This is a genomic window from Variovorax sp. E3, assembly GCF_016082275.1.
Lineage (GTDB): Bacteria > Pseudomonadota > Gammaproteobacteria > Burkholderiales > Burkholderiaceae_C > Variovorax.
Map to the genome: position 1 here is coordinate 60,373 of NZ_MOWM01000019.1, position 11,763 is coordinate 72,135.

General features: G+C 65.4%; 8 protein-coding genes and 2 pseudogenes. 6 read left to right on the forward strand and 4 right to left on the reverse strand.

Annotation, left to right across the window (positions count from 1 at the left end; all coding sequences use genetic code 11):
• Positions 1 to 73 precede the first annotated feature (73 nt).
• Entirely contained in the window at positions 74 to 1,153 is a 1,080-nt protein-coding gene (locus BMG07_RS09895) for a hypothetical protein (RefSeq protein WP_198084418.1), read from the forward strand.
• A gap of 151 nt (positions 1,154 to 1,304) precedes the next feature.
• On the opposite strand, the gene BMG07_RS09900 is transcribed toward BMG07_RS09895, so the two are convergent.
• Positions 1,305 to 1,925 carry an ImmA/IrrE family metallo-endopeptidase gene (locus tag BMG07_RS09900; protein ID WP_198084419.1) on the reverse strand — a complete coding sequence of 207 codons (621 nt, stop codon included), beginning with the start codon at positions 1,923 to 1,925 and terminating at the stop codon, positions 1,305 to 1,307.
• Entirely contained in the window at positions 1,915 to 2,298 is a 384-nt protein-coding gene (locus BMG07_RS09905) for a helix-turn-helix transcriptional regulator (protein ID WP_307866923.1), read from the reverse strand. The genes BMG07_RS09900 and BMG07_RS09905 overlap by 11 nt, the downstream gene beginning before the upstream one ends.
• 376 nt (positions 2,299 to 2,674) lie before the next feature.
• Between BMG07_RS09905 and BMG07_RS09910 the strand changes: the two genes are divergently transcribed.
• From BMG07_RS09910 to BMG07_RS09930, 5 genes and pseudogenes are all read left to right on the forward strand, one after another.
• Positions 2,675 to 3,805, forward strand: a complete 1,131-nt coding sequence (locus BMG07_RS09910; protein WP_198084421.1) for a multiubiquitin domain-containing protein — start codon at positions 2,675 to 2,677, stop codon at positions 3,803 to 3,805.
• Positions 3,802 to 4,953: a ThiF family adenylyltransferase gene (locus tag BMG07_RS09915; protein ID WP_198084422.1), complete on the forward strand. Its 1,152-nt coding sequence runs from the start codon at positions 3,802 to 3,804 to the stop codon at positions 4,951 to 4,953. Before BMG07_RS09910 ends, BMG07_RS09915 begins: the two co-directional genes overlap by 4 nt.
• Before the next feature lie 26 nt (positions 4,954 to 4,979).
• Positions 4,980 to 5,195 (forward strand): hypothetical protein, encoded by a 216-nt coding sequence (locus BMG07_RS09920; protein ID WP_198084423.1) that lies wholly within the window; start codon positions 4,980 to 4,982, stop codon positions 5,193 to 5,195.
• A gap of 2 nt (positions 5,196 to 5,197) precedes the next feature.
• The gene (locus tag BMG07_RS09925) at positions 5,198 to 5,548 is read left to right on the forward strand and encodes a DUF6527 family protein (protein WP_307866924.1); all 351 of its coding nucleotides are present in this window, start codon (positions 5,198 to 5,200) and stop codon (positions 5,546 to 5,548) included.
• A gap of 421 nt (positions 5,549 to 5,969) precedes the next feature.
• Positions 5,970 to 6,626 (forward strand): annotated as a pseudogene (locus BMG07_RS09930) (ATP-binding protein); the annotation flags it as partial.
• A gap of 31 nt (positions 6,627 to 6,657) precedes the next feature.
• On the opposite strand, the gene BMG07_RS09935 reads toward BMG07_RS09930, so the two are convergent.
• Entirely contained in the window at positions 6,658 to 7,839 is a 1,182-nt protein-coding gene (locus BMG07_RS09935; RefSeq protein ID WP_198084424.1) for a fumarylacetoacetate hydrolase family protein, read from the reverse strand.
• A gap of 76 nt (positions 7,840 to 7,915) precedes the next feature.
• Positions 7,916 to 11,676: pseudogene (locus tag BMG07_RS09940) on the reverse strand (molybdopterin cofactor-binding domain-containing protein).
• Positions 11,677 to 11,763 lie beyond the last annotated feature (87 nt).

Here is an 11,763-nt window from a genome sequence, read left to right on the forward strand (position 1 = left end):
GCCGATCTTGGTGGATTGCCGGTGCCTCGGCTTTGGGTAAGCTGAACGGATCAAGACTTTTCGAAGATAACGCATGAATGCGCTTTCGATTTTCGCGGGCCTCGATTCAAGTGACCGGATTCGTTTCGTGGGTGATGTTCCACGCGGCGCAGAGTGTGGTTGCCGCTGCATGGCGTGTGGTGCTCCGTTGGTCGCGCGCCGCGGTGACGTGCGAACTTGGCACTTCGCTCATGGGGCAAGTCAGGAGCGCCCCGACTGTTATGCCGGAGCGGTAAACCTACTGCGGCGCCTTGCAATCGAGCGGATGAAGGATCTCGGCCTTCCTCCGTTACCAGCATTCAGAGCCATGGTGACTGCACCGCCACCACTGCCACCACTTCACGAAGTCATCGAATGGCAGCCCGGCCATGGGGAAATTGAGCAATGGGAGGCTCGGTTCCCGCAGAACGCACCCGTCGCACTTTTGCGCCTGAGTTCCAGAACAGCCGTGCGCGTCTTTGTGGAGATCGACGGAGCCTCGACTTCACTGCAATTGCCGAATGCAGAGGATGAGGGAGTTCTTCTTTTCACGATTCCACTCCCGTCTAGCAGCGAAGAGTTGAAAGATATCGATGTCGCCGCCCATCACATCGATACCACCTCAAGTTCCCGCTGGATCCGACTCCCCGATGCTGCCGCGAAAATCGACGAGGCACGTCGACGCGTAGAAGAAAAAGCTAGGAAAGTTCACGATGAAACTCAAGCCCTACGACGGATAGGCAACCGGCCGTTGCTTCCGGAACCGGCAGTCCCGCCGTTTCCGCCGTTGACCTCTTTGCCGTCGGCATCATCTTCATCGGAGTTGGACCATTCACCCTGGGCCTCCTGGAGAAAACCGAGATCGGCATTCCTTTGCTATGGCTTGCAGGACGGCTCTGCATGGATCCTATTCACGCACAGGGATGGGCGCCATGTCATGGCCCCCTGGCCCCTCGACGAGGGATGGGACGAATCTATGCCTGCGCGAATCGGAGCGCCCGATCTCGAACTGGGTGTTTACATGCTCGAAAATCAGCTGAAGACGATGATTTACTTGGGCGAGATGCGGCCCAGGGTTCAAAGCGCAAGCACGTGGTCAGATCTGCTTGGCATTGCATGGTTGCAGCGTCAATGAGGCCAAACTTAAGACAGTCGGTACTGTGCGCAGTTGCGCGAAGTCTCTTCGCTCGCGCATCTGCACACGCGTCACGGCTTGAGATGAAGCGGTGCCGGAAGTTATACCTGTTGCCGATCGAACTTCGCGTGCCCCGCGCGTGAAACGCCGTTCAGGCGAGTTCCAGTCTTTGCTGGCGCCCTCTCATGTTTCCTGGATCACTCGTTGCGTAAGTACTCTCAATAATTTTGAGCTGCTGCAAACGAATGAACATGGCCTGCTCGCTGACAACGAATGCGTTCGCCAAAGTCGTGATGGCGGTTTCGTCTCCCAAGTCGTGCTTCAACGCTTCGCTCTCGACCCAAGGCTTTGGCATCAGCAATGCGGCTGCAAATGTGTTGGCCTCACGCTCTTCCTGGGGTGAAGTCATCGAATCGGACTGCTGATACTTGGAGGAAGTCGCTTCTCCCACACGTTGATACATCCGAATGTGTGTGTCCACGATCACGCGGTCCTTGGACATGTCATGCAGCATCAGATGCCCTAGTTCATGGCCGATCGTGAATCGCTGCCGCCGCTGGTTATGAGCTTTGTTCACCAGAATATGTCGCTCAGCACCTTTGACGAGAAGCACGCCAGATACTTCGCTTTCGAGCTCTTCCACGTGAAGGCGGACATTCAGCGAAATGCAGATTTGGTCGACATCAACCTTTCGGCCGATCAATGCGTTTGGGCCCGCCGCGCTTAAGACCTCAAAGGCTTTGGCCTCTATGAAGCTCGTGCTATGTGCCATTTGGCTCTCCAGGGGTTGAACCGAGAATATTTCCAAGGGCACGTCCTAGCATTGGACGCCCAACCTCGGCTTGCTCGCTCACGATGCTTTGAACATCTGCGGTGCGTTGAACACTTTCGGTCTGCACGTCACTCATCGAAGGTAGCAACTCTTCAAGAGGCACCTTCAGAGCATCTGAGATTCGGTAGAGAGAGAAGAGGGGCACCTTCTGTGTCCCCTTTTCGATGTTGGTGATTGAAGTCCGTTCAAGCCCCACAGCATTGGCCAAATCGGCTTGAGTCATGCGTTGCGCTCTGCCGCTGTCTAGCCGCAGTTCGCGAATCTTGTTACCCAACGTTTGATAGAGACGCGCCTCGTCAATCACATCGATCACCTCGCAGTGACGGGATCGTACGCGTAAATTCGCAAAATGTCAACGCGGCTGACATCAGTCATCCGTACGCCATCTGGGTTGACGTTGTAGGAAAACCTCGATTAAATGTGGCCTGCAATCACATACCAGACATGTGACTCACAATGACATTCACCCAAAGGAGCTCGATGACGAAGGACCAATAAAACAAGGGATCAGACCTGTGACAGCCTGACCCCCTGAGTAACTCGCGCAAAGCGCTCGTCGGTGTGAGAGCCCTGAGTGTCTCCGCGAGAAGTTCAGTCGTCAATCGGTCGCAGGGAAGTCCGGAATGCTGCCGGGGAATTCTTTCCCCGTTTCGAACTTTCTTTTCTACAAACGACGAAAGGAGGCTTCCATGCCTTCGAACGACACTTCGCGGCCCGATGAGGCCCACAACGCCCCGGTGCAACGCGCCGGTTCCCACGAAATCCAGGTCGCTGGTCCGGATCTCGAGTTCAAACCCGTGCGCCTGGACGACGCGACACCCACTGGTGCACAGATCGCCGCGGCGCTAGGCCACCGCCCGGATCAGCAGATCACCGTGCTGCACTGGTTCGGCACCACCATCGAGGACGTCCGCCCCGACGAGATCGTGAAGCTGCGCGAGGGCGAAACCCGCTTCATCGCGGCGCCCAGCGACGGCGCCTGGCGTCTGACCATCGATGGCCAGCGCATTGACTGGCTCGCGCGCCACATCTCGGTGGCAACGCTGCGCCGCCTCGCCAACATCTCGGCGGAGCAGAGCATCTATCTGGAGCACGAAGACGAACCTGACGAGTTGCTCGATGAGAACTACCAGCTCGATCTCGGCGTGCGAGGTGTGGAGCGCCTCATCAGCCGCCGCGCCACATGGAAGCTGAACGTCCAGGGTGAGCTGCTCACGCTGCACGCGCCGACGATCGTCGTGCGTGATGCGCTCCAGCAGGCGGGTTTCAACCCGGACCAGGGCTGGCACATCTACCTGAAGGTGGAAGGGCAACCCAAGGAACCGGTTGAACTGGACACGGTCATCGACCTGCGCCGGAAGGGCATCGAAAAGCTGCGGCTGACACCGAAGGACGTGATCAACGGCGAGGGCCCCTCGATGCCGCTACGCGCGTTCCCCGTGCTGAACGTCGACGAGGCTTTCCTCAATGCCAAGTTCCCCTCGTGGGAAGCGGTGCTGGACGGCGGTCGCCAGTGGATCGTGCTGCCGGATTTCACCTTGCCGCCGGGCTACTCCGTGCAGCAGGTGCGTCTGGCGCTGGAAATCCAGCCGACGTATCCCGCAGTGGAAATCGACATGTTCTACATGTTCCCTGCGGTCACGCTGAACAGCGGCGCGCAAATCCCGGCAGCAGATGCGATGGTCGCGATCTGCGACCAGCAGTTCCAGCGCTGGTCGCGTCACCGCTCCCCCGCTGGCCCCTGGAAGCCGGGCTACGACAATGTGAAGACCCACCTAGCATTGGTCGACAACGCCCTGCTGAAAGAGGTGCAACAGTGATCGCGGCCTCGAGCCTGACGCTCACGGCCGAGCTGTACACGCAGGCCAGGATGCACCTGTTTCCAGGCGACGGGTTCGAGGCCGCCGGCATCCTCCTGTGCGCGCGCACGCCGGGTCCGCGGGTACGTCTGGTGGCCCGAGCGTTCGTCGCCGTGCCGTATGACCAGTGCGAGCGCGGGCCTGACCTCCTGCGCTGGCCCGGAGCCGTGATCGAAGAGGCCATCGACCAAGCGGAACGCGATGGCCTCAGCCTGATCTTGCTGCATTCCCACCCGGGCGGCTTTTTCGCCTTCTCCGAACAAGACGACAAGAGCGATCAGGCCACGATGCCTGGGCTGCGGCAGGCGATCGACGCGCCGCACGGCTCGGCGATCATGGTGCCCGACGGCGCAATGCTGGCGCGCCTGTATACGACCGACTGCCAGCCCCAAATGCTGAACTGCGTCACCGTGCCGGGCGAGCGACTGCGCTGGTGGTGGCACGACAGGGCTTTCGCGCACCGGCCGATCGCCTTCACCTCGGCAACGCGCGACGAGTTGAAGCGCATGGTGGCTTGCGTGGTCGGCGTGTCCGGAACGGGTTCCATCGTGGCGGAGCAGCTGGCGCGGCTGGGCTTCGGAAAAGTGCAACTGATCGACTTCGACAAGGTCGAGTCACGCAACCTGAACCGAATCCTGAATTCCACGCTGGAAGATGTGCAGCACGAGCGGGCCAAGGTCGACGTTTTCGAGCGTGCAATCACGTCCTACCGGGGACCTGGTGTCGCTCAACCGCTGAAAGCATCCATCTTCACTCGCGAGGCAGTGTTGCTGGCCAGCCAGGCGGATGTGGTGTTCAGCTGCATGGACTCGCTCGAAGGGCGGCAGATTGTCGATATGCTGTGCGCCGCGTTCCTCCTCCCCCTCTTCGATGTCGGAGTGTCGATTCCCACTCGGCCGGGTGTCGCTGGCCCGCGGATCGTCGACGTTTGCGCGCGCTGGACTATGTACGCCCAGGTGGTCCAACATTGCGTGATCGCGGCGTCTATTCCGATAAGTCGCTGCGGGCAGAATATCTGCGGCGCACCTCGCCGGACGACTTTGCGCGCGAGGTCGCGGACGGATACCTCCCGGGGTTGGCAGAGGAAGCGCCGTCGGTCATTTCTTTGAACACTCGCGCCGCGTCCGACCTGGTCATGGAGTTCATCGCGCGGGCCTATCCGTTCCGCGACGCGAGTATCGATGCTGCAGTTCGCCGCCGGATCAGCGTCGCCGAGCACGAAGACGACCGCAGCGACGAGGCCGTATTCACGAGGGCACCGAACCCTCTGCTCGCAAGTGGCGATGCAGAGCCCTTGCTCGGGCTGCCGCCGCTCGGGCGCCAGGCGGTGGGCTCGGCAGGGAGGAATTGACCGTGGGTACGAGCATGTTCACTTGGTGCAAGCGACGCATTGCGGGGTGGATTGATAGGTTCGGCCCGGCCCGCAAGCTGATCATTGTCAAAGGGGACAGCCTGCCCACGCACCTGCCACGTCGAAACCTGATCCTTGCGCGAGATGATGGCGAAGACTGGTGCGTCGGCATGAAATGCCCTTGCTGGTGTGGTCGCAGTATCGAGCTGCTGGTGATCCCCGAAGCATCGCCGCGCTGGAACATCGTGACCGACGACGCCGGTCGGCCGACACTACATCCGTCGGTCTGGCTGAAAGACGGGTGTCAGTCGCATTTCTGGCTGCGAAACGGGAAAGTGCAGTGGTGCCAGTGATGTCGCACTAATCGCGATTCGTCGTCGACTATGCAAAGCAGCAAGCGCGCAGATCTGACCAGCACTGCATAGTCTGGCGTTCGACAACTTCCAGCAATGAGGGGCTGCCCAGAGGAGTTCTTTTCTGCCGGAAGGTACTCCAGCGCAACGTTCCCCTCTCGCCCCACGTGGCGAGAATCAACAACTTACGCAAACTTTAGTCAAAGTTACGCGTAACTGTGATCAATTTTGCGTGCAACTATGACCGGATTCAATTGGCGCGCCCGTGAGGGTCCGTGCACGCATGTTGGCCCGGTTGCTTGTAATTCAGTTTCAGTCAGCTTTCATCAAAAATTCAGGTTGCGCTTAACTTATGTCGGACGAGAGGACCTAAGTCGTTGATATATAGGCGGAAAAGTTGGGAGCCCGTTGCGCTTAATTGGGTTCGTGCCCACCGGGAGAAATCTCGCGTGCGCACCACGGCGTTCTTTTTCTGGACGAGTTCCCCGAGTTCGCGCGCTCCGCGCTGGAAGCACTGCGCGAACCAATGGAGACCGGCACGATCACCATCGCTCGCGCCGCGCGACGCGCCGAATTCCCCGCGCGCTTCCAGCTGATCGCGGCCATGAACCCCTGCCCTTGCGGTTACCTGGGCGCAACGTCGAAGGCATGCCGCTGCACGCCGGACCAGATTGCGCGCTACCAGGGCAAGCTCAGCGGCCCGCTGCTGGACCGCATCGACCTGCACATCGAAGTGCCCGCCGTGTCGGCGCAGCAGTTGCTCGATGCGCCCGCGGGCGAGTCGACGGACAGCATCCGCGGCCGCGTGATCGTGGCACGCGAACGCGCGATGCAACGCCAAGGCCATGCGAACCAGTCGCTGCAAGGCAGCGCGATCGACAGGCACGCCGGGCTCGACGACACGGCGCGCAAGTTCATGTTCAATGCGGCGGCCAAGCTCGGGTGGTCGGCGCGCAGCACGCACCGCGTGCTGAAGGTGGCGCGCACGGTTGCGGACCTGGATTCAGCGCAGAGCGTGCAGGTCGGGCACCTGGCGGAGGCGGTGCAGTACCGCAGGGCGCTGCGCGGCGTGGTTTGAATCGGGCCGGGTGCCCGGCCCTTTGCGCCGACTACAGCAACCCGCGCGCGCCCAGGTTGCGCATCAGCGCGCCGATGCCGAAGGTCCACGGCGCGGCCTGGTCCGCGTGCACCACGCGGTTGACCAGCGCGCCCAGCTCGGGCGCGCCGATGCGCACCCGGTCGCCCACGACATGGGTGAACCCCTGGCCGGGCCCGTGGCGGTCTTGCGTGGGCGCGAACATCGTGCCCAGGAACAGCATGAAGCCGTCGGGGTAGGCGTGGTGCTTGCCGACGGTCTGCGCGACGAGGTCGAGCGGGTCGCGGCTGATCTTCGACAGCGAACTGGAACCTTCGAGCGTGAAGCCCTCGGGGCCCGTGACTTCGAGCGCGACGGTGATGCGGCGCACGTCGTCGATGCCGAAGTGCGCATCGAACAGGCGAATGAACGGGCCGATCGCGCACGAGGCGTTGTTGTCCTTCGCCTTGCCCAGCAGCAGTGCGCTGCGGCCTTCGAAGTCGCGCAGGTTGACGTCGTTGCCGAGCGCGGCGCCCAGCGTCTGGCCACGGCTGTTCACCGCGAGCACGACTTCGGGCTCGGGGTTGTTCCACACCGAGCCCGAATGAATGCCGACGTCGGCGCCCGTGCCCACGGCCGCGAGCACCGGGGCCTTGGTGAAGATCTCTGCGTCGGGGCCGATGCCCACTTCGAGGTACTGCGACCACACGCCCTGCGCGATCAGCACTTCCTTGACCTTCATCGCTTCGGGCGAGCCCGGCACGATGTCCGCGAGGTTGTCGCCGAGCACGCCGCCGATGGCCGCGCGCGTGGCCTCGGCCTTCGATGCGTCGCCGCGCGCCTGTTCCTCGATGACACGCTCCAGCAGGCTCGCGACGAAGGTCACGCCGCTGGCCTTGATGGCCTGCAGGTCGCAGGGCGCGAGCAGCCAGGGCTTGCTGGCATCGCGCGCGGTCTCGTCGCTGTTGGCCAGCACGTCGTCGAGCGAGGCGATGCGCGGCGCGCTCTGCAATGCGCGGCGAACCACTTCGGCGGGCGCGTCCTTGCCTTCGAGCAGCTCGCTCATGGTCGGCGCCGTCGTCGACAGGTCGTACAGGTGGCCGTCGTGCACGGCCACCAGCACGGGGCCCACGTCGGGCTGCCAGAGGCGGCCGACGAGGGTCGCGCGCCCGGCATCGCTGGGCAGGCTGGAAGCAGTGGAAAGATTCAAGGGCATGGCGTGGTGTCTCCGTGAAAGTGTGCGCTACGCGTCATCGTAGCGGCGCCTCCGGAAAACTTCGGCCAGCCCCTGGTCAATGCCCCGCGCCGTGGGCCGGCGCGGCGCGCACGCGCGCCACCTGGGCGGGCAGGTCTTTCCACGCCGGCTCCTGCGGCGCGAAGCGCGCGCGCATGTAGCCGGCCAGCTCGGCGATCTGCTGGTCGTCGAGCGCCTCGCGGAACGCGGGCATGAAGCCGATGTCGCGCGTGGCGGGCTCGCGCACGCCATCGAGGATGGTGCGCAGCAGGTTGTCGGGCTGCGCGCTCGTGAGGTTGCTGTTGAGCGCCAGCGGCGTGTTCACGCCGAGCAGCGTGGGGCCGTTGCCGTCGTGGTGGCACGAGGCGCAGGCGCTGTCGAACATGCGCTGCGCGGGGCCGAGCAGCTGGCCCTGCGTGCGCGCGGCGTTGTCGACCATCTGCTGCGCCACGGCCTTGGGATCGGCGACGGGCTCGGGGTTGAAGGAGCCAGGTACGTGGCCATCGCGCGCACGTCTTCGTCGGGCAACTGCTGCATCTCGTGCACCACCTCGGCCATCGGGCCGCCGGCGATGCCGTGGCGCTGCGTGTGGCCGTGGCGCAGGTAGCGGTAGAGCTCGTCGGTGTCCCACGGCACGGCGGACTTCGACAGCTGCGTGAGCGCGGGCGCCTCCCAGCCGTCGATCATCGCGCCCGACAGGAATGCGCTGCCGCCCTGCTCCGCGCCCAGCGCGTTGCGCGGCGTGTGGCAGGCGCCGCAATGGCCCAGGCCGTTGACGAGGTAGGCGCCGCGGTTCCACTCGGCGCTTTGCGTGGCCACGGGCTGCATCGGCGTGGGGTCGTGGAAGAGCGCGTTCCAGCCGGCCATCAGCGGGCGGATGCTGAACGGGAACTTGAGCTGCGACTTCGGCGTTTCCGCGCGCACCGCGGGCATCGACATGAAGTACGCATAGAGCGCCTGCAGGTCGTCGTCGCTGGTCTTGGCGAAGGCGGTGTAGGGGAACGCGGGGTACAGGTAGTGGCCGTCGCGCGAGACGCCTTCGCGCATCGCGCGCTGGAACGCGCTGAACGACCAGCGGCCCAGGCCGGTGTCGGCATCGGGCGTGAGATTGGTGGTGTAGAGCGTGCCGAAGGGCGTGTCCATGCCGCGCCCACCCGCGTTGGGCACGCCGCCCGGCGCGGTGTGGCACACGGCGCAGTCGCCGGCCGCGGCCAGCACGCGCCCGCGCTCGATGGTGGCCTGGCTGTAGACCGGCGCGGTGAGCGACACGGGCGCGATGGCCGAGCGCCAGCCGAGCAGGCCGGCAACGACGCCGATGCCGCCGACCACAAGGGCCGCCCCCGTGGCCCACAGCCCCTTGCGCGCAGGCCAGACCGCATTGCTCCTTCCCCCTCTGGGGGAAGGCCGGGATGGGGGCACGACGGCCTCACCATCACCACCCACGCCCTGCCCGCCCCCACCCGGCGGCGGAGGCAGCAAGCCCCGATTCAACTCCGCCAGCACCGTCTCCGGCGTGAACGGCGGCGACCTGAACCGCACCCCCGTCGCATCGAAGATCGCATTGGCGATCGCCGCCGTGCCCGGCACCGACGACGACTCGCCCGCGCCCAGCGAAGGCTCGCCCTGCCGGGGCATGTGCATCACCTCGATCACCGGCACTTCGCGGAAGTTGATGATCGGGTAGCTGCCCCATTCGCGGCTCGCGACCACGCCCGAAGGCAGCACGCCGGGCAGCAGCGCGCCGCCCGTGGTGCCATCGCCCTGCTGCTGTTGCCGCGGCGCGAACGCCACCCGCTCCTTCAGCGCCCGGCTCGTGGTCTGGATCACGTTGCCGTGCACCTGGTGCTCGACACCCGCGGGGTTGATCATCAGCCCCGCGTCGTGCCCCACCACCACGCGGCGCACATGCACCTCGCCGGTCTTGCGGTTGACCTCGACGTCGGCCACCCACGCGGCCCACGCCGCGCCGAAGCCCGGCCACTTGCTGTGGATGTAGCGCGCGTACGCAAAGCCCTGCCCGAAGAGAATGTCGCCGCCTTCGCCGAGCCCGCCGTCGGCGTTCTCCTGCGGGCCGGTGCGCATGCGCCAGCCGGCCTTCCGCGCGGTGGCCTGCACCAGCTCGATGGCGCGCGGGTCTTCCAGGTAGCGCAGGCGGAACTGCACCGGGTCGACGCCGGCGGCGGTGGCCAGCTCGTCGATGTACGACTCGTGCGCGAACGAGCTCGGCAGCGCCGACACGCCGCGCAGCCACGAGGCGCGCACGATCGGCGCCATGTCGTTGACCTTCACGCGCAGGTTGTCGTAGCTGTACGGTGGGCGCGCGGTGCGGTCGCCCATCTCGTAGGCCTGCGCCACCGGCTCGACCGTGCGCGTGAGCAGCAGCGCCAGCGTGGGTGCGCCGTTCGACGGGTACGAGGTCTCGAAGTCGTAGGCGGCCACGCGGCCGTCGGCCATCAGCCCGCCTTCGATTTCCATCAGCTGCGCGGTGCCCTTGGGCTCCCACGCATGTTCCTGCTCGCGCGTGAGCTGCACGCGCACCGGCGCGCCCACGGCGCGCGCGAGCAGCGCGGCGTCGGCGGCCACGTCGTCGGCGCAGTTGCGGCCGTAGCAGCCCGCCGCTTCCATGCGCACCACGTCGACCTGCACGTCCTGCACGGCCATGAGCTTCGCGAGATCGGCGCGCAGCACGTGCGGGTTCTGCGAGCCGGCCCAGCAGCGCAGCTGCATGCCGCTGCCGTCGGCCGGCTGCCATTCGGCCAGCGCGCACGACGGGCCGATGGACGCATGCATCTGGTAGGGCCACAGGTAGGTGCGGTGCATCGGCTGCGCGACCCCCGCGATGGCGCCGTCGACATCGCCTTCGTCGACCAGCAGGCGCTGCGTCGACGGGTTGTCGCGCAGGGCCTGCGCCACGTCGCTCAGGTCGGGCATGCCGGGCCACGGCTTCCACGTGACGCGCAGTTCGCGCAGCGCCTGCTCGGCGTGCTCCTCGCGCTCGGCCACGATGCCGACGAAGTCGCGAATGACGACCACGGCGCGGATGCCGGGGATGTGCGCAATCGACGATTCGTCGACCGCCTCCAGCGTGTTGCCGATGAACTCGCCGTGGTCCGCGCCCGCATACGGCGGGCGCACCACGCGGCCGTGCAGCATGCCGGGCACGCGCATGTCGTGAACGAACACGAGTTCGCCCGCGAGCTTGGCGGGAATGTCGACGCGCGCCTGCCGCGTGCCGATGAGCCGGTAGTCGGCCGGGTCCTTGGGCTGCGCCTTGGGGTCGAGCCGCAGCACGGTGCGCTGGTGCGCGACCAGCTCGCCGTAGCTCACGTGGCGGTCGGGTGCTTCCGTGACGCGCACGATGCCGTTGCGCACCTGCAGCGCCTCGGCCGGCACGCCGAGCCGCTCGGCCGCGCGCGCCAGCAGCCAGGCACGCGCCTGCGCGGCGGCCAGGCGCAGCGGCTGCGAATGGATCTGGATCGACGCGCTCGCAATCGTCGCGCCCTGGTTGGGCGCGCGCGCGGTGTCGCCGAGCATCATGCGCACGCAGGGCATGCCGAGGTCGAGCTCTTCGGCCACGATCTGCGCGAGCGCGGTCTGGATGCCGGTGCCCAGGTCGACGTGGCCGTTGAGCGCGGAGGCGCTGCCGTCGTCCCACACGGCGAGCAAGACTTCGTCGCCCTCGATGGGGTTGCTCGCGATGAAGGCGGGCTGGCCTTTGGCCGGCGGGGGCGCGGGCGGGGTCTCGCGCAGCACGAGCAGCACGCCGTCGGCGGCGAGGAACTCGGCGCGCGTTTGCGGAAGGTCTGCGCGGCGTGTCATGGCTGTTGCGCCCCTTCCCTCTCTTGCTCCCTCTCCCTTTGGGAGAGGGTTGGGGTGAGGGCTGGCGGCGGTAGTGAACGCGGTGCT